A 17,351-nucleotide genomic window follows, 5' to 3' on the forward strand; every position below is an offset into this window, starting at 1 on the left:
GGGAGGATGGCTTTACGCCCGGTGCTGACCATACGCACAATGCCGCCCATGTAGGTCCACCATCCCAGAGTGCTCACCAACAAGATCTCGATGCCGGTCGTATAGTTCACGAGTCGATCGGTGGGCGCTAGCGGCTGTGCGGCAAAGATGGCATCAATGCCGTGGTTCTTAACCAGGAGGATGAACAGGTACACAGCCATCAGCGTGATAACGACAGCGATCACTGGCCCCGCCTGTTTCAGTGAACTGGCTCCGCGACTGACCAAGAACCACACGAAAACTACGCCAGCCACCGAGAGGACGGTCGACACCAATGGCTTACTTGAACTATCCAAAAGGCCGAGCAACTCAAGAACTGACGCCATGGCACGTCCGAAAAAGATCATGAGCACGATATTCCACCCTAGAGTCGTGCAAAAAACGACTCCTAGTGCGATATTGGAACCCCTAACGCCCAATTGAGGTCGCGTGGAGACGACCGTCTCAATTCCGTATTTGGTACTCGCAGGGACGCCCGCTAGCGTGACTAAAAATTGTCCCAACAGGCCGCCAGCCAGCATCGCGGCTGTACCCATCCGCGCATCTAGGTAGAAGGCGGTGGAACCACCCACCACGAAGGACCAAGTAGCGACGCCAGCTGTGGCACAGACTGCGCCGAGAATAAATCCGCTCCATGTTCTCTGGTGGAGAGGGAGAGGCAGCCCAGCGGAGGCGTCTCCGGGCGGGATTTTAGCTACGGGGCCGCTTTTCAAAGCCAACCCCATACGAGGATGATTGCAGGCAACACCAGCCCCAGCAACGCAAGGTATGGGATGTCCAATCCCTGAAACCCTTGACCCAATGGCTGGGCATCGAGTTGCTCCAGTTGCTTTTCGGTTACATGGGGACCCGTTACGCTGAATTGGTCAGAGACCGAGGCCGATCGATTCTCGTTCATAGTCCGGGGCTTGCATTCTCGAGGAAGCTGAGGATCTCCTTCGCGAATTGCTCCGGTGCCTCCTCTTGAATCCAATGCGAAACACCGGGAATACCTACGAAGCTAGCTCCTTCAATCTCTCTGGCTAGCCTTAGACCATCAGAAGCGGGCTGCCAGGGATCACTCTCTCCCCACAGGAGGAGAGTAGGGATTTGAATTTCTCCGTGGCGTGGAACCAGTTCCATCGTGTGATTTGTATTCAGTGAGATGGCGTTACGGATCAGGCTGCGCGCACCTTCGTCGGTTGAATACGGCGCGACAATGTCAAGTTCCCAGGCGGGGTCGCGGTGGCCTCCGGGCAAGCCGACCGCCAAGTCGACAGCTACCCATTCCGCGAACTCCGAAGCCGTCTTATCCCTCCAAGCGAACGGATCTCCGAGGACACACATTGCGCTGCTGGGCCATGAGTCATAGGCAACGGAGTTGGTCAAAACCAGCCGCTCAACGCGATGTGGTTCGTCTAGCGCGAGGATCAAGGCAACGGCGCCACCGATATCGTGGCCAACGATTGTCGCTTTGTCGATATTCAGCGCATCGAGGAGTTCAGTAATCATTCTTGCCTGAGTTCGCACAGAACGATCAAAGAAGTCACGGTGATCCGAGTACCCATATCCCAGAAGGTCCGGAGCGATGACTCTATGCTGTTGCGTCAGAATTGGGATCACTCGATGGTACAGAAACGACCAAGTCGGGATCCCGTGGAGCAGTACGACGGCGTCGCCGCTTCCTTCGTCGGTGTACGCAACCTCGAGGCTGCGCCCGAATGGCCCCGTGACATTCATCCTCTGCTGTTTGGCCCGAAATTCCTTAAGTGCTTGTGTCATTAGCTGTCTACCTATCCGTAAAGGCGGGGCGCTGTTGCGCTCACCGCGAATAAATGAGCATTGCGCAACACATCTTTCAGGCATATCTAGTTGTGTGTCAAGGGTCACAGTAAAACCAAGATTTGTTTTCGACCAGCACGGACAGAGACGATGGAACGTAAATGAAACATTTTTGAAATACGCCCTTGAACATCCGTTCAAAGTGCGATAATCTATGTTTCTTTTGATCCTCGCACCTAAATCATCGTCCAAGATGCCGACCCTGTCGCACCGCGAATAATGACGCGGGAAATGTAGCTGAACATTTTTCGGATACACCCCTTGAACGTCCGTTCAAAGTGGGCTATTCTACGTCTATGAGCTATGCCGGCAGCAACTTCCAGGACGTCACCGCGGGCCCTTGCGGCCGTGGTTCTTGGTGGTTCCGAAGGCTCGCATCCCGCTCGTTGGGTGAAATTCGCAACCCGGCCGTCTGCGAACTTTCCTGCTGTATAACCGGGATGCCAAGGATGATTTCCGGGTGCGGTGAGTAGGCGGCAGGATTTGACGACGCACGTTTAAGTTTAGTGTTTTCACGCATACGTTCATGGCGCTGACATGCTGTCTGCTTCCGATAGTAGGCATGAACTTGAGAGCAGCTGAGACCGAAATGGCTTCCTTTAAGAATTTAAGGAGAAAAGGTTGTAGGTAAACTTGGGTGTGGAACTTGCCGATATCCATTCTGGAGTTGATCCATTAGTTGAGCGTAAATCGTGCGATGGTTACGATCGGGGCAATCATGGGGTGTATTGGTTATTATCCGCAATGGGTATATCCGGAAGCCAGCAATTAAATGAGATTGCAGGCCATGGCCCAGTATGAGGCAGCGCTCAACTGCCCAGAGGTCGTGTGACGATTGGGTTCCGCTGCCTGTGCTGCAGGTACGGCCCGGCTGCCCACGGCCGGGGACAATCCTTATGGGTTATCCACCGCTACTGCTGCCGGGGAAGCGACCCCGACGGCTCCGAAACTTCCAGCCGTAACGCGGATTGACCCGGACTGTAGACAGCCCGTTGGGCCACCTTTGGCTCAGAACAGTCGGAGTCTTTGGCCCCTTGAGAACTGGCGGTGCTTCAAAAGAGCCCAGCGGGGGGAGGATCACACGGGAGAACTTTGAGTTTATTTGCTGCATGGCCACCGGCAACAGGTTTGCATCCCTTGAACGGACCGTCCGCGGAGAGCAATACGCCCATGTGGTGGTCTGCGTGGTCCCGCCACCAGACGCTCATGCCTGTGGAGCCGTCGAGGCGGAAAAATTCCCAAGACCGCCATAACGCTTCCAGCCGGCTGATGGCTTCTTCGTGTTTCCACCATGAGGGGCACCATGTTCGGTCGGTTCCGCTGAGGCTGCGCCGGTAGGACGGGGAAAGATGCTCCTGTACGAAGGTCACCAGATCTTTGTAGAACAGTTCCGGCTCCGGGGCTTCTTCTGCTTCAGGCTCCTGGGGTTCCACGGGCACTGAAGGTTGGTCGGACACGTCGGGCTCGTCGTCCCATTCGCCCAGGTCACTCATCGGCTGCGCCCCTGCTGGACGCCGCGGCGGTCACCCAGGGATTCACCGTTTCGGTGGCAGCGGTATCCGCCGTGGCTGGACGCTTGGAGGGGTCGTGGGCTGCGATGGAGGCCCGGATCTCGGCGTCGTGCTTGCCGCCCATCCAGGGCACTGTTTCGAGCAGGGCTGCGGGGGCGCCGGAGGCGAACATGATGGCGCGGCCGCGGGGGAAGGATGAGAGGTCGGAAACGTCGAGGGTGCGTTCCTTGCGGTCGTTGTCGTAGTTGTAGGACACTCCTTGCCTGGAGCGGTTCTTGGTCATGTTGGAGTACCGGTATTCGCCGACGAGCTGCGAGACCTCGTTGAGGAATTCGGCTTCGGCGACGCCGCCGCCGTAGACCTTGATGTTTGAGGCGGACCAGAGTTTGCGCATGCCTTCCCGGCCCCAGACTTCCACGCCCTGTGACCAGGACTGGAGGATGGTCATCAGGACGATGCCGCGGGAGCCGTAGTGGCTGTAGAGGTTCGGGAGTTCGCGCCAGCGGCAGACGTTGGCGGCCTCGTCGAGGACTCCGATCATGGGTGTTTCGAGGCGTCCGCCGCGGGAGTGGACGGCGAGTTCTTCGGCCGCTTCCACCGTGGCCACGGTCAGGGCGGTGACCAGGGGTCCGGCGGTTCCCTTGCCTTCCTTGGAGAGGCTGTACAGCGTTCCCTTGGACCGGACGAACTTGGCAGGGTCGAACTGTGGCCGGTTATCAACCGGGCCCTGGGGGGTGACCCAGCGGGAAACCTGCCGGTTGGTCAGGCAGGATGCCATCTGCAGGGCGGTCCCGTAGATGCCGCCGCGCTGTTTGTCGTGGAGGTTGATCACGCCTTGGACGGCGTTGGCGGTTTGCACGAAGCCGTGGTCCATCAGGATCCCGGCAGCTGCGTCCTCGGTGGGGTCCGTCAGCCAGGTGTGCACCTGTGTGATGGGAAGATCGGCCAGGGCGGCCGCGAGCAGCAGGCCGGCTAGCAGGTCCTGTCCTGCAGGGTCGAAGTACGCGTCTGTCTGGGCTCCCGGCCCGCGTGAGCCGGACGCGAAGTGATCAGCCATCCGGGCGGCCCGGACTTCGTCGGTGACGTAGGACAGCGGGTTCCACCACCAGGTGGGCTCTTCCAGGGCCACGGCCTGCGGGTCAAAGACCCACACCGGGCCGTCAACTGCGCGGACGTCGCGGGTGCCGTCGACGATGTCGCGCTTGTTCGAGGTGACCAGGACGGCGCCAGGCGCGGACAGGATGGCCGGGATGGCGCGAGAGGTGGTTTTACCCGTTCTGGGTCCCCAGATGTCGATGTGCATGTCCTCCCAGGACCCGAAGACCATCTGCTTGCCGATCACAGTCTTACCGACAGGGATGCCCGGTGAACCCTCCACGCCCAGGCTCTTGGCCTTCTCCGTGGCACCGCGCAGGGTCTGTGCCTTCAGGTCCTTGGGTGTGGCCATGTACCGGGCGGCTGCATCGACGCGGGAGCGCTTGGATTTACTTTTTAGGACCGCGCGGGTGATCAGGACAGCGAGAGCGGCCAGGATGACGCCGAAGCCGATTAGGATCCAGGTGGTCGGGGCTGGCCAGGTCACAGTGCCTTTGATGAGGCCGACCAGGAGTTCTGCCGGGTTTTTGGGCAGCTGTTGGTCGTCGCCGGCGACCTTGGAGCCCAGGTGGATCGCTCCGGCTGTTGAGCCGGCTCCGATCATGACTACGGCGAGGACCGCCCACAGGGCGATGGTTTCGCCGCTGAGGTGTGAGGCTTTCTTGTTCGGTGCGCCCATCAGACGGTCTCCATCTCGTTTTGGAACGCGACGCGGTTGCTGCGCTCGTCCGTGATGTGTTTGGCCTTCTCGATGGCGGTCAGTGTCATCTGTACCGGAAGGCCGACCCGTCCGGGGATCTTCAGCAGGATCTTGCCCGCGCCTGGCGGCGGGGCGGGGGTGCCGTCGGCGTTCATGTTTGGTTTCCAGTCCGGGGGTGTGTTGAAGCCGGCCACGGTGGCGATCTCCTTGCCGTTGAGCGGCTGGACCGCGGACAGGGCGTGCAGGTCATCCAGGGACAGGGCCATCAGGCCCAGGACACCGCAGCGCTGGGCGAAGCCCTTGGCGGTTTCCCGGTCTTTGGCGTTGGGCAGGGAGAGGAAGTCTTTGGGGCTGTGGGTGATTTTCAGTTCGCTGACACCCAGGCCGCGGTTGGTCCGTCCGATCCGGTCGGCCCGGTCGATGATGCCTTCACACGCCCGCATGGGGTACCAGAATTCGTCCTGCACGGCGAGGTAGCCGCCCCAGTGAACTTCCGGGTCGTGCCGGGACAGTTCCCAGTGGGCGTCGATGGCGGAGAAGCCGATGTTCCAGGTTGCCAGCATCGCAGCGGAGAGCAGTTTCGTGTTCGACGCCGGGATGGAGGAGGTATCGAAGCAGAAGCCGCCGGGGTTCCCTACGGGAATACTCATGGATTCGCTGCCGCCGATCAGGGCACCCATCTCACCGGACAGCAGAGCCAGCACGGACAGGTGCAGCGCCCGGTACTCGGTCAGGAACTGGCTGGCGTCATCGCACGCCACAGCGGAGAGGACTTCCGGCGGCGGTGCCAGGAACGCGTCCACCAGGTCATGCATCGAGGCATGTCTGACCCGGGAGATGACGGAGCGGACCATCAGTGCCAGGACCGCGTCTTCGCTGTCGGAGAGCGGGCTGCCGCGGTTGATCTGCACGACGAGGGCGACCATGTCCACGGCCTGGCTGACCGCCTGGCGGCGCATGTCCTCCCCGGTGGTGCCGCCGATCTTGGCGGCTGCCTCCCCCAGGGCACCGAGGTGCAGCAGGTTGATCTTGTCCCGGCCTCGGGGTCCAACGCGCAGGACCCTGCCACCCATTGCTTCGACCATCTCGCCGTACTCGTCCTTGAGCGGGTCGAAAACCATCGGAATGATGCCGCGCGCGGCCATGGAGTAGATGAACCGCTGCGCGACCGAGGATTTACCGTTGCCGTTCAGGCCGAACAGCATCATCGAGGAAGAAGAGATCAGGCCCGCGTCGTACCAGGTCTTCATGTCCCCGCACACGGCGGTATCGACGTTCATGTCCCGGCCCAGCGGGGTGCCGGTGTTTGGCCGGGAGGTGCCGGCCGAGAACGGGTAGATCCCGCAGAGCTGCGTCGAGGAGGAGTACCACTGCGGCGGCCGGGGCATTTTGCCCCAACGTCCGCCGCCCAAACCGGTGAAGCCCTTGGAGGTTTTGATGTGCCGCATTTTCTCCGCGAGCAGCCTTTTGGCCATGATGGCTTTACCGTTGCTGGGTTTGCCGGCAGTGCTGTCTTTCATCAGAGGACACCTTCCATCCAGAGCGGGGTGCTGCTGTACTTCCACGGGAGAATCCCGAACGGCAACGTGGTGTGGAACGCTGCCGACCCGGCGTGCTCCACGAACCGGTACGGCATGATGAGCTGGTTCATGATCGACTTCACCTGGTTCAGGGCGTCCCGGTAGGACTTCTCATCCGGGGCGAAGGTGACGGTGACCATCATCGAAAACAGCGACAGCCGCGCACCCTGCGCCAGCTCTTCTTCGGTCTTTTCCGCCACTGCTTTGGTGGCCCGGTCAAAGGACGTCGGCCGGCCCTTGCGGGTGCTCATCTTCCAGTCCGCGGTTTTCACCAGGCGGTCCACGGTCCTGGCGCCCGTGCCAGGATCGACCGGCCGGTAGAACAACGCCACGCGTTTACGGAGGAACTTCGCGTTCGGACCGAACACCCGGTCGAAGCTGCGCGAGGTGATGTGCGCACCCGGGGGCACAGTCATCATCAGCGTCATGGACGCAACCCCGTCGTGGAACACCACACGGCCCTGGGAGTCATCGAAGAAGCCGGGACCGGCGTGTTCCCAGTCCTGGACAGCGCGGCGGCCGTGTAGGGCATCCAAGGCCATTTCCTGGTCCCGCATCGGTTGATAGGACAGCTGCGCGACATGCGCCAGATCCTCCTCCACGAGGGGCGTTGGTGACCCGGCCCCCGCGGCCGCGAGCATCTGCGTTTGGCCGGGAAGGCGGGCGGCAACCTCGGCTACGGCGGCGGACACGTCCTTCTCCGTTGCCCCGAGTGCGGGGGCGTCCCAGACCATCGTGGCGTACACGTTCATCACGGCCGAGCGTGCCGGGAGGGTCCCCACAGCATGGTCAAGGACTTCCCTCGCGAACGAGGGGGCGTTCGGTGCAACGTCATCCCGGATGGCTGCGCACGTCGCGGCGGAGGATTCGGATGCGGAATCAACAACGATCGTCGCCCCGGTCAGGCCATCTTCGACGCTGAGTGAGGAGACCCAGCCTCCAAAGTTGGCGACCTGGGCGTTGACGACGGATTGTTCCTGCATGGCGGCTCCGTCGGGTGAGCAGCCGAACACGGCCGCCAGCTGACGGACTGCCTTATGGTGCAGCAACGAGTACGGCCGGCCGAGACCATCAGTGCCGGAAATCGTCTCCACATCCAGGAGCGCACCGGGCAGACGCTCGGCATCTTCCGGTGGCAGTGTGGACAGGGCCCCGGTGACGTAGAACGCGGAACCGGTGGACTTCCGGGACGCCAGCGACAGAGCATCAGTTACCCTGCCGAGGACTGTGCGGCCGCCGAACTTCACCAGGCCCAGCAGGACAGTCAGTGCCGTGATCAGAAGAACGGCCAGCGCCAGAAGGAACAGGCCCCGCATCAGGGCCAGCAGTCCGAAGACCAGACCGGCGGCCGAGATGACGACCCCGCCCAGGCTCAGGCCGAAGAGGCCAGGAGAGGCGGGCTGGAGCCAGTTGCCGAATTTTTCCTGTGCAGCGTTCTCGCTCATGATCCGAGCACGTCCTTTCCGTCAGTGTTCTTTGCGCCCTGCGCGACGGATCCGCCCAGGGATTGGGTCGCGGCCTGCAACCCGGCGCCGCCGCCGGATGCTCCCCTAGCGACTGCTCCACCCGTGCCGGATCCACCTGTTGAAGTACCACCGGATCCGGTACCGCTGCTGTCCGTGCGTCCAGAGCCACCCGGGGCAGTTGAACCACCCGGGCCGGAGGAGCTACCGGAATTTGAGGGGCCCGCCGGGGCACCTCCTGGTGCCGGGCCACTGGAGCTTTCGGGTGCGGACATGGACGTGGTTCCTTGGGCTGTGGGTGCCCCGGCAGGTCCGGCTGTTCCGGCCATCCCTGCGCCGGCTTTGGCTCCTGCGCTGGCACCGCCGGTGGCGACGGCAGCGCCGGCTGCGACACCTGCGGTTACGACGGCGGCTCCTGCCGCCATTGCCATGGTTCCGCCGGCCGCTGATCCCATTGCAGCCGTGGCAGGGCTGAGCAGCTTCATCAGCGCCGGGAGTGCAGCCACTGCCAGGACCAGCAGCAGCATGCCGTTGATGACGCCTCCAATGCCGTCACCACCGGACTTCAACTTCCACGCAAAGGCGTAGATAATTGCCGCGATCGGTTTGTAGAGAAGGAATGCGATGAGCCACATGGTGACCTTTGCGAAGGTTTCCTCAGCACCGCGGATCATGGCCGCAGCGGCAGCGACAGGCCAGATAGCGATCAGCAAAGGCAGGACCGTTGCGCGGATGATCATGATGACCCACTGCAACAGCGTGGCGATCACTCCAAAGATCCCGGCCACAATGGCCAGGCCAGGGCCGATACTGTTCACCGCACCGGCGACCGGGCCGAGTTGTTCATAGCCCTGCACGGTCACGCCGGCCTCATCGAGGATGTAGTCGGAGAAGGCGTCCGCGGCCGGGATGGCGACCTGCATCAAAAGCGTTCCCGCTGTCGTCACCAGGAAGACCATGAACAGGGATTTGGTGGCCTTTACTGCCTTGTCTCCCCGGGCGTGGACCATCGTCCACACGCAGGCGATCATGATGCCCAAGGTTGCCATGAAGATGCTGATGACCCGCAGCTGGTCGGTCAGCCACGTCATGGACTCACCTTCCAGGCTGACCATCATTCCGGCGTCCAGCCAGGAGGTGAGGAAGCCTTTCATGATCGAGTCCCAGGCCCCCATCATCGCTTCTCCGAGGCTGTTGGCACCGGAATCAACGGCAGAATTCACGGCCCCTTTCGTCGCGTCCTGAACTCCCCCGATGACATTGGCGGCAATGCAGGCAGGGCCCGCAAGAGGTCCGCAATCAGCCATCTGAACCAACCCACTCCACGAATCCGCCCTTCACAGGAACGGGCGCCTGCCCAACGAAGGTCGAGCCGTCATCCAGAACCTTGACCTTCCAATCCCCGTCCACCCATTGGAGCGTGAGGGGAAGGCCGGCATAGCCTGAAGTACTTGCAGCTGTAGCTACGACGAGCGTTATTGACGCCTCATCCGGGTTGAAGCTGTCCACTATGAACCCAGCAAAAGGGACTGGAGTCGTGGCAGCTGGACCTTGTGGAGTTTTTCCTAGAAGAACGTCCTTCCCCTTCGAGTCCACAAGGTAGTTTTCCCCCGCCCCACGAGCGTCTTTAACGTTCGCAGAACTGTTCATGGAAACGGCGGTCAGTGCTGCTCCTAGGGGTGAGCGGGCGAAGCAGACGCCGTAGCCGTCTTTTGTCCGGGTGGGGCCGTACGTGTCTGAGACGGGCCAGGTCCAGCCTTTGTCGGCTTCCCAGCGCAGGTCGCTGGGCATGGCGGGTTTGGAGGAGGTGTCTCCTGCGGGCACGTTGCAGCCGTCCGTGGGTTTGGTGGTGGTGTCCCCTGTTTGGGGGACGTTCTGCGGTGCGGGTTTGGTGAGGATGAGGAACGCCAGGACAGCGACGATGAACACCACGGCGATGGCTGCCCACCAGGCGGCTTTGCCCCGGAGGGTCTGGGGTTTCTGTACTTGGCTCATAGTTCTTCCTTAGCTGACGAAGAGCGTTGCCAAGATGCCCGAGAGCCCGAGTCCAATCGCCCCGGTCAGCCACCATCCGGCCTTGGACATGAACTCTTCGCCCCGGCCGTTGCGGTGGGCGAAGAAGAGACCGATGAAGAGGATCATCAGGCCCAAGGTGGCAAGGGACCCACCGATAATCTGCGCCCACAGGATCACGGTGTCCAAACCGTCCTGGACCTCCTGCGGCAAGGGCTTGGCGGCCATGGCGACGTCGGTGAGTTTGGTCAAGGTCATTTCGTTTCTCCTTTGATCGTGGAAAGCGCGGCCCGGACCCTTGCCAGGTCCTTCGCCGGTACATCAGTGAAATCAGCCAGCCCAGAGCGCTTGATCAGCAGCCCTGACACCCACGGGACAGGTATCAGAGGCACGGCGCCGGCCAGGACTTTGAGTTCGTTCTGGATCATCCGCGGTGCCCGTCCCGGCACGGCAGGGACGATCAGAACGGCGTCGAAGGCGTGCTGGCCATGGGCTGCGACGGCGGCCTTGGCGGCCTCGATTCCGTGCAGACTGGCACGGGCAACCAGGACAACAGAAACGCCCACGTGCGGCATCACCTGCCCGTGGTCAGCGCCGTCCAAGATGGCTGCCCACGCGGTGGCACCAGCCCCGCCGTGGGCAGCGACGAAACCGATACCCTGCGCCGGCGCCTCGGGGGAATCAGTGTCGTCCGGGACCGAGGACTGTACGTCCGCCGCGATGCTCTGGGCAGCGGCCACCCAGGGGCTGACGTTCTCGGTCATATTCATAGCCCGCGAGCCACCGCTGCTGCCGCGCGGAGCCAGGCCCGGCGTGTTGCCGGTTGAAGAGCCCCATAACGGATCTGTCCGGACTTCAAGGCCTGATCAAACGGGACGATGACGACGTCCCGGACGTAGGGGCGGAAATCGTCAGCAATTTTCTGCGAGATGCTGCCTTGGTTGGGCTGCCACTCCGACACCACCACGACGGCGTTGGCGGCCAGCGCGGCCGTTCGTTCGTTCCGTCGGTCCAGACCCTGCAACGTCAGCAGTGCGGCTTCCACCCGGTCCTCCATGGTGGTGGTGGGAACCACGAGCTGGTCCGCGTGGTCGATCATCCGGTTCCATTCGGCGCTGCGGTGGTTGTTCCCGGAATCCATCAGGATCAGCCGGTAGTACTTCGCGGCCACCTTGTGCAGGATGTCCACTTCTTCGGCGCTGACTTCATGGGTGCCGTCGATGTCCTGGTCAGAACGCAGCACGTCGTACTTGTCCGTGCTCTGGTGGTGAACGAAGGCGTTGATGTCCGCGGACTGCGCGGTGAGTGAAAGCAGTGCCTCGGAGCTGGCGATGACATCCAGGGCGGACCGTGCGTGGTCCCCCTGCTGGGTGCGCCACCCCAGGGTTCCTGTCGTCGGGTTGTTGTCCCAGCCCAGGACGCTTGCACCGTGACGGCCAAATGCCGCGCACAGGGCCGCGACGGTCGGGGTTTTGTTGGAGCCGCCCTTCTGGTTGACCACCGCGATGGTGCGGGTGCCGGTGAAGTGGCGGGACACCTGGTGGATGTCTTCGCGTTCGCTCAGTTCATCCGCTGACGGCGGTAGGGAGAATCCCCAGCTGTTCAGCGTGCCACGAATGCCCTGCTTCGCCGGTTCCACAGCGGTAGGTGCAACCAGGAACGTTCCGGCCTCGCGAAGGGCGCGACGCCCTCCCGGAGGGGCTGGCGGGCTATCCTGTGCCGGTGCTGCCGTTGTCGGTGTCGTTGGGGCCGGTGAGGGGCTGGTGCGGGCCTCGGCCTCCGACCACGACGGCAGCTTATCCACGGGAGCGGATGCGGCTGAAGGGCCAGCGGCTGCTTCTTGTTCTTCCTCGACTTCCCCGGTCGGGGAGACCACGAGGTAGGACACGCCGGTATCGTCCATGGACGTGACGCGGACCGGGCGGCCCAGGGTGGCCGCTTCTCCGATGACCCGCTTCATCAGGGCCTGCCGGAGACCGTCCACGTCGGGTGCTTCGTAGGGGTGTTCTTCCCCGTCGATTTTCAGTATTCCGGTGTTGTCACCGTTGATGATGGCGCTGATCACCGGTTCCGGCTGGATCAGTGTTTTTTCTATACCCATGGACCTACCTCTTTCTTGATCGGATCAGTGATGGTGCTAGGAAGCTTTGGGAGCGATGCGCGTTATCAGCCAGGGTTCGTCCTGCCCGGTGCGGTGCAGTGACAGCACCCAGGGCCCGTCATTCGTGGCGAACTCGGCCATGACCGACATTGGATTTCCCTTCTCCCTGACCAGGACGGGGTCAGAGAGGATCGTCCGGACCGGGATCCGGCCCGGGTCGATGTACTGGGCGGACTCCTGATAATCGGGACTCATGTGGGGTTGGAGCGCGTTGAACCACGCCCGTTCCGTCACGTCCGCGCGGGCGAACTTCCCCATCAGGTCAGAGGCCAGCGCCCTGACCTCGGCATGCGTGGCCGGCCCCCAGGTCACCGCAGGAACGCCATGATCCTCATCGTGAGCTTCCGGGTGCGAGTCCGAGCCGCTGGCCGTGCTGCTCGTCCGGGCGGAGTCAGGTGCCACGTCCACGGCCGGTGACGTGCAGCCGCTGAGGGCGACAGCCGCCACAGCCAGGACGAGGCCCAGATTCTTGGGGCGCATTAGAAGTTCACTCCCTGTGCTTTGAAGATGGATGCTGGGTCGGTGGTCTGGTTGACCGGGACCATGGGGTTGGGCAGGGCACCGGGGAAGAACTCCATGTGTAGGTGACGGCCGGTCACATTGCCGGTGGCTCCCTCGGTGCCCAGCGGTGTTCCGGCGGCCACGACGTCGCCTTCCTTGACCTTCAAGGACCCGGCTTCCATGTGGTAGTAACCGATGGTGAGTTCGCCGTTCGTCGTCTGCCCGGTCACGCCACTGCCGAACGTGCCGTCAAGGTGGCGGATCTTCACGATTTTCATGTCCGTCACCGCGACAATGGTTCCCGCGTGGCCGGGCGTCGCGAAGTCGATTCCGTAGTGGAAGTTCGCCAGGACTCCCCCCACAGTTCCGGCAGGGGCGGCACGGGGGCCGTACCCGCTGGTCATGGAAGCCCCGGCCAACGGGTGGACCCACTCACCGGACAGCTCCCCCAGGACCGTTCCCCCAGCGCTCGGGCACGCGCCGCTGGCATCCAACCCGGCGGCGGCCTCGCCACCGAGGGCCTTCACTACCCCGGCGGCAGGGGTACGGAACTGCGCGTAGTGGCTTTCCACGGCGTTGCCCTGCACCCTGTGGATGGCTGTGCTGGGTTCCAGCTGGTCCCAGCCGGCGACGTTGCTCAGTGTTTTGAAGAAGTTGGTTGCACTGATGTAAGGGTCCATCCGGTCTGAATAGCTGCCCCACGCCCCGTTGTTGCGTTGCTGGAACAAACCGCGTGAATCAGGACCCGCGGCGTCTCCGTGGTCGATTACGTTCAGAGTGGATTCACCAATAGCGGCCTGTACGCCAAGTATCTGTGCAGCCGCAGGCAATCCAAGGTCCTTGGCAGCCTTCATGATGGCGGCAGCGTTCTCCAGCTGCTTGCCCGAGAAGGTGCCGACTTGGGCTGGCACGCTGGCAACGGAGACACCGCTCCCGGCGACGCCACAAGACTCGGCGGCCTTGGCCCCTCCGGCCCCCAGGAACAGCACGACGATGAGTACCGGGGTGAAGAGGAAGGCTGCCACGGCCAAAGCAGCGGCAGCAGTGCCGTTTCCCTTCCTCACAGCCCGGCCTCAACGGCAAGGCGCTCGCACACGGTCACTGCTACTCCCCCAAAAAACATCGTGTCCACAACTACCAGCTGGTTCGGACTTTTTGCCATTGCTACCAGCCGCCCTGACAAATTCCATCCCTGGACCAGCAGGCCATTTTCCACGCGTTCAGTCGAAAATGCTTGTCAAACACCGGGTCTGTGTCAGCAGTCACTCGCCATTGGTGCTCTTGTCTGTGTAACAGTTAAGACATTACCCTAAAACGACATTAAATGTAGTCTTGCAGCTATCGCGCCGGAGTCGAACAGAGGAAGTGACAAAATGACTGCATGCCCCGTTATATTCGTCCCCCGAGCTCCCTGCCCCGGGACATAGAAATGGCCATTGAGTCATTCGGGACGATGTTTTCCCGGGCGATACTCCGCCACCTCTCCATCCACGGTCCTACCGGAGCGGCAGACCTCGCCCGTGAACTCGGAACCGACCCCAACACTGCGCGACGGACGCTCCAGGGACTCGAAGATGCAGGTCTGGTTGAAGCCGACGTTCCCGCTGGGCAACGGCGCGGGCGTACCGTGACCTTCACCGTGCGAGCGGACCGTCTGGAGCACTTGCTGGACGGACTCAAGGATTTCTTACGAGGGCGTTAAATGTTCTTCCTTTGGAAGACACGCGGGCCGAATCCCGAGTAATGCATATTCTTAAGGCTATTTTCGAGCTATGGCTACGAGACGGCGAAGGCATCGCGGAACGGCAATGGACAACGTCCAGCTGAATACGCTGGTGCCGCAAGAGGATAAGGACTTCTTCTTTTCCGTCGCGGATCGCATGGGCGTATCAACCGGCGAAGCCATGGAACAACTGATCGCTCATCTGCGGACCGAAATGAAACCCGACGGCCTACCTTCATGGTTCGACCGATCCCAACTACCGGAGACATTGCCCATGGCACAGGCGAGTTAAAAGTTGAAGGCCCGCACTTGGCGGGCCTTCACTAAGTATCCGTTCAGATCCAAGTTTCCTGGCAGTCACTGATCTGAACTATTCAAGCTTCCTCTTGCGAGGACGCTCCCTTTTTCACACCCTCCAACAGGAAAGGTATTGTCCCCTATGGTACCGGAACCCGGTTCCGCGTCAACGGCTGCCTGCGCGAGTGTCGCACCGCAAAAAACAGCCGAACGAGATCCTGAGAAGCTGCACCTGACGCCCGAGAACGTGGCCGCCCTTGGTGCCGGCCTTCCTGGAACGGAAGACACCGCAGCCGATCCCGACTCCCCCGCCGGCCCCAGCAAACGACGCGCAGGACGCAGAGGCAAGCACAAGTCCAAGCCCAGGCGCGTACGGAAGGCCAAAGAACGTAGCAACCGCGCCGTGTGGTCAGTCGTCCCAGCCGGACACAGGCCAGCCCGCCACATCATCCGCTGGCTACGGAGCATTCAGGAACTGGCAGAGTTCCAGCTGGCCCGAAAAGACCTCAAAGCCAACATCTGGCGGTTTGCCAATGCCGTCGCCCAAGGTCCTGGCTTTGATCCCGCCAGCATGACCATCATGCCTATCTGGCAGCGCCTCCAAGAGCGGTATGGCTTCCCTGCCAAGAGCATCTCCAACTACTTCCGCCGGCTCAGGGACTGGGGAGCATTGGCCGTGGTGGCCACGGGCCGCACAGCCGAGTTCACGCCTAAATCCAGTGGCCGTACAGAAAACGAAGCCGCCATCTACGTATTGTTGGAAAAAGCCGAAGAAGAGGTTGTGGAAAAAAGTAGCGTACCGGTGCCCACTAGGGCTGTTAATAACCCCCCGCACGCGCGCGGAGACGAAGCATCAAAACCCATAAACGATGCGGCTTCGCCGCACGCATCTTCGAAACGCGCCGCACAGCGGCGCGAAGTCAATCACCAATTGCTCAATCGAACAGAACCGCTATGGGACCCGAACGCAACGACAAACGCCCCGACAAAGCGTGGGCGACGCGAGGCTGAGCGTCTAGCCTCGCTTGAGCTTCAATTTAGGTCTTTTCCGCTCCAACGCATCTCGACCCCACACGTCGCCGCCATCTGCCGGCCCTTCCTCCGGGCCGGATGGACGATCAAAGACATTCTTCATGCCATCGACTGGCGGCCGAACACCGACGCCAAGTACCACCACGACGGAGCCAACGGCGTGGAGAACACAGGGGCCTGGCTCGCGTTCCGCCTCGGCAAATGGGTCCGCCATGACGGGGATTTCTACCGCTCCCCCAGCCAAAAACGCGCGGCCGAACGCATCCAGAAAATCGCGGAACGTCGGGCGGCCGTCGAACGCCGGCAACGCGAACTGGCAGAACGTTCCCAGTTCGTGTCTCCGGCCCTGAGCTGGCGGGAACGGGTTGCCCAGGTACAGAGCGCAACCGCATGAGAACGCCGCACCCTAATGCACCACGCACGACACGCAGGCGGCCCCCAGGTCCCCTCCTTACTCATTTACTCATGGGATACTCAATGAGTAATCAATCATTTACTCATTTGAGTAAATGGGAGCTTCGGTGTTAGGAGAACCATGAAAGTAATATCGGTCCTGAACCAAAAGGGCGGTGCAGGCAAAACCACCATCGCCACGCACCTTGCCACAGCGCTCCGGCTCGCCGGTCATACTGTCCTCTTGGTCGACTCCGACCCCCAGGGCAGCGCCCGCGACTGGGCTGCCGTCCGAGAGGACCACCCGCTCTCCGTCGTCGGAATGGATCGCCCAACAATCGAACGGGACCTCAAGAGCATCGCCCCTGTGGATTTCGTCATCATCGACGGCGCCCCTCAGGCGGCCGACCTCGCTGTCTCTGCGATCAAGGCATCCGACTTCGCCCTGATCCCCGTACAGCCCTCCCCCTACGACATCTGGGCGACCTCTGACCTCGTTGACCTCGTAAAGCAGCGCATCGAAATAACCGACGGACGCCTTCAGGCGGCCTTCGTGGTTTCGCGTGCCATCAGCGGAACCAACATTGGCAAAGAGATCACGGGCATCCTCGAAGGCTACGGGCTACCTGTACTCCAGTCCCGCATCCACCAGCGGGTGAACTACCCCGGCACAGCAGCCGGCGGCTCAACCATCCTTGAAGATTTCCCGGGGTCCGAGGGAGCCAAGGAAATAAACCAGCTGATGCAAGAGCTCATCAGCCTTGTGAGTAAATGAGGTAATGAGTAAATGAGTAGCAAATTTGCGGGCATGTCCACGGGTCGTCCCAGTGTCACCAATGCAGCCAAAGCCAAGCTCATGGAGAGCCTAAAAGACGACACGACGCAGGAAGCAACCCGCCGGGTCAACTTTGAGGTCCCGAAAAGCAAGCACGCCAAACTGAAGGTTAACGCAGCCCGGAACGGGCAAAGCATCAAAGAGTTCCTTACCGCCTACATCGACACCCTTCCCGATGAGTAAAAAC

Annotated in this window: 18 protein-coding genes; 5 read left to right on the forward strand and 13 right to left on the reverse strand. The window is 61.8% G+C overall.

Annotation, left to right across the window (positions count from 1 at the left end):
* The 13 genes from ASF72_RS20495 to ASF72_RS17375 form a co-directional block, all read right to left on the reverse strand.
* On the reverse strand, positions 1-764 hold a 764-nt coding region (locus ASF72_RS20495; protein ID WP_157371063.1), incomplete at its 3' end, for a cytosine permease.
* 169 nt (positions 765-933) lie between these two features.
* Positions 934-1,800, reverse strand: a complete 867-nt coding sequence (locus ASF72_RS17320) for an alpha/beta fold hydrolase (RefSeq protein ID WP_082484477.1) — start codon at positions 1,798-1,800, stop codon at positions 934-936.
* 1,112 nt (positions 1,801-2,912) lie between these two features.
* Complete coding sequence (locus ASF72_RS17325) at positions 2,913-3,353, reverse strand: DUF4913 domain-containing protein (RefSeq protein ID WP_056600972.1); 441 nt, start codon at positions 3,351-3,353, stop codon at positions 2,913-2,915.
* Positions 3,346-5,145, reverse strand: a complete 1,800-nt coding sequence (locus tag ASF72_RS17330) for a type IV secretory system conjugative DNA transfer family protein (RefSeq protein ID WP_056600974.1) — start codon at positions 5,143-5,145, stop codon at positions 3,346-3,348. The genes ASF72_RS17325 and ASF72_RS17330 overlap by 8 nt, the downstream gene beginning before the upstream one ends.
* Positions 5,145-6,686, reverse strand: coding sequence for a hypothetical protein (locus ASF72_RS17335; protein WP_056600977.1), 1,542 nt, complete (start codon positions 6,684-6,686; stop codon positions 5,145-5,147). Before ASF72_RS17335 ends, ASF72_RS17330 begins: the two co-directional genes overlap by 1 nt.
* On the reverse strand, positions 6,686-8,191 hold the full coding sequence (locus ASF72_RS17340; RefSeq protein WP_056600980.1) for an SCO6880 family protein: 1,506 nt from the start codon (positions 8,189-8,191) through the stop codon (positions 6,686-6,688). Before ASF72_RS17340 ends, ASF72_RS17335 begins: the two co-directional genes overlap by 1 nt.
* Positions 8,188-9,432 (reverse strand): hypothetical protein, encoded by a 1,245-nt coding sequence (locus ASF72_RS17345; RefSeq protein WP_056600981.1) that lies wholly within the window; start codon positions 9,430-9,432, stop codon positions 8,188-8,190. Before ASF72_RS17345 ends, ASF72_RS17340 begins: the two co-directional genes overlap by 4 nt.
* 76 nt (positions 9,433-9,508) lie before the next feature.
* The gene (locus ASF72_RS17350) at positions 9,509-10,204 is read right to left on the reverse strand and encodes a hypothetical protein (protein WP_056600983.1); all 696 of its coding nucleotides are present in this window, start codon (positions 10,202-10,204) and stop codon (positions 9,509-9,511) included.
* A 9-nt stretch (positions 10,205-10,213) separates the two neighbouring features.
* A complete protein-coding gene (locus ASF72_RS17355) occupies positions 10,214-10,480 on the reverse strand; it encodes a hypothetical protein (RefSeq protein ID WP_054808965.1) in 267 nt (88 codons plus the stop codon).
* Positions 10,477-10,986, reverse strand: a complete 510-nt coding sequence (locus tag ASF72_RS17360) for a hypothetical protein (RefSeq protein WP_056600985.1) — start codon at positions 10,984-10,986, stop codon at positions 10,477-10,479. Before ASF72_RS17360 ends, ASF72_RS17355 begins: the two co-directional genes overlap by 4 nt.
* 2 nt (positions 10,987-10,988) lie before the next feature.
* Positions 10,989-12,323 (reverse strand): MinD/ParA family ATP-binding protein, encoded by a 1,335-nt coding sequence (locus tag ASF72_RS17365; protein WP_056600987.1) that lies wholly within the window; start codon positions 12,321-12,323, stop codon positions 10,989-10,991.
* 36 nt (positions 12,324-12,359) lie between these two features.
* Positions 12,360-12,863, reverse strand: coding sequence for a hypothetical protein (locus tag ASF72_RS17370; protein WP_056600989.1), 504 nt, complete (start codon positions 12,861-12,863; stop codon positions 12,360-12,362).
* Positions 12,863-13,948 carry a M23 family metallopeptidase gene (locus tag ASF72_RS17375; RefSeq protein WP_056600991.1) on the reverse strand — a complete coding sequence of 362 codons (1,086 nt, stop codon included), beginning with the start codon at positions 13,946-13,948 and terminating at the stop codon, positions 12,863-12,865. Before ASF72_RS17375 ends, ASF72_RS17370 begins: the two co-directional genes overlap by 1 nt.
* Before the next feature lie 389 nt (positions 13,949-14,337).
* Between ASF72_RS17375 and ASF72_RS17380 the strand changes: the two genes are divergently transcribed.
* The 5 genes from ASF72_RS17380 to ASF72_RS17400 all read left to right on the forward strand — a co-directional run bounded on the left by ASF72_RS17380 (position 14,338) and on the right by ASF72_RS17400 (position 17,347).
* A complete protein-coding gene (locus tag ASF72_RS17380) occupies positions 14,338-14,586 on the forward strand; it encodes a helix-turn-helix domain-containing protein (RefSeq protein ID WP_235504776.1) in 249 nt (82 codons plus the stop codon).
* A 106-nt stretch (positions 14,587-14,692) separates the two neighbouring features.
* Entirely contained in the window at positions 14,693-14,899 is a 207-nt protein-coding gene (locus ASF72_RS17385; RefSeq protein ID WP_056600995.1) for a hypothetical protein, read from the forward strand.
* 147 nt (positions 14,900-15,046) lie between these two features.
* On the forward strand, positions 15,047-16,330 hold the full coding sequence (locus ASF72_RS20500) for a hypothetical protein (RefSeq protein WP_157371064.1): 1,284 nt from the start codon (positions 15,047-15,049) through the stop codon (positions 16,328-16,330).
* Positions 16,331-16,471: 141 nt separating this feature from the next.
* Complete coding sequence (gene parA / locus ASF72_RS17395) at positions 16,472-17,104, forward strand: ParA family partition ATPase (RefSeq protein WP_056600999.1); 633 nt, start codon at positions 16,472-16,474, stop codon at positions 17,102-17,104.
* Positions 17,105-17,116: 12 nt separating this feature from the next.
* The gene (locus ASF72_RS17400; RefSeq protein ID WP_082484479.1) at positions 17,117-17,347 is read left to right on the forward strand and encodes a hypothetical protein; all 231 of its coding nucleotides are present in this window, start codon (positions 17,117-17,119) and stop codon (positions 17,345-17,347) included.
* The last annotated feature ends 4 nt before the right edge of the window (positions 17,348-17,351 follow it).

This window comes from Arthrobacter sp. Leaf141 (assembly GCF_001424565.1).
In the GTDB taxonomy this organism is placed as follows: Bacteria; Actinomycetota; Actinomycetes; order Actinomycetales; family Micrococcaceae; genus Arthrobacter.

Excerpts from the sequence above, each read along its gene's own strand:
- ASF72_RS17400 (WP_082484479.1), top strand. The coding sequence starts at position 17,117 with ATGAGTAGCAAATTTGCGGGCATGTCCACGGGTCGTCCCAGTGTCACC.
- ASF72_RS17325 (WP_056600972.1), bottom strand. The coding sequence starts at position 3,353 with ATGAGTGACCTGGGCGAATGGGACGACGAGCCCGACGTGTCCGACCAA.
- ASF72_RS17380 (WP_235504776.1), top strand. The coding sequence starts at position 14,338 with ATGTTTTCCCGGGCGATACTCCGCCACCTCTCCATCCACGGTCCTACC.
- ASF72_RS17330 (WP_056600974.1), bottom strand. The coding sequence starts at position 5,145 with ATGGGCGCACCGAACAAGAAAGCCTCACACCTCAGCGGCGAAACCATC.
- ASF72_RS17365 (WP_056600987.1), bottom strand. The coding sequence starts at position 12,323 with ATGGGTATAGAAAAAACACTGATCCAGCCGGAACCGGTGATCAGCGCC.
- ASF72_RS17335 (WP_056600977.1), bottom strand. The coding sequence starts at position 6,686 with ATGAAAGACAGCACTGCCGGCAAACCCAGCAACGGTAAAGCCATCATG.
- ASF72_RS17320 (WP_082484477.1), bottom strand. The coding sequence starts at position 1,800 with ATGACACAAGCACTTAAGGAATTTCGGGCCAAACAGCAGAGGATGAAT.
- ASF72_RS17350 (WP_056600983.1), bottom strand. The coding sequence starts at position 10,204 with ATGAGCCAAGTACAGAAACCCCAGACCCTCCGGGGCAAAGCCGCCTGG.
- ASF72_RS17360 (WP_056600985.1), bottom strand. The coding sequence starts at position 10,986 with ATGACCGAGAACGTCAGCCCCTGGGTGGCCGCTGCCCAGAGCATCGCG.
- ASF72_RS17370 (WP_056600989.1), bottom strand. The coding sequence starts at position 12,863 with ATGCGCCCCAAGAATCTGGGCCTCGTCCTGGCTGTGGCGGCTGTCGCC.
- ASF72_RS17355 (WP_054808965.1), bottom strand. The coding sequence starts at position 10,480 with ATGACCTTGACCAAACTCACCGACGTCGCCATGGCCGCCAAGCCCTTG.
- ASF72_RS20500 (WP_157371064.1), top strand. The coding sequence starts at position 15,047 with ATGGTACCGGAACCCGGTTCCGCGTCAACGGCTGCCTGCGCGAGTGTC.
- ASF72_RS17340 (WP_056600980.1), bottom strand. The coding sequence starts at position 8,191 with ATGAGCGAGAACGCTGCACAGGAAAAATTCGGCAACTGGCTCCAGCCC.
- parA (WP_056600999.1), top strand. The coding sequence starts at position 16,472 with ATGAAAGTAATATCGGTCCTGAACCAAAAGGGCGGTGCAGGCAAAACC.
- ASF72_RS17385 (WP_056600995.1), top strand. The coding sequence starts at position 14,693 with ATGGACAACGTCCAGCTGAATACGCTGGTGCCGCAAGAGGATAAGGAC.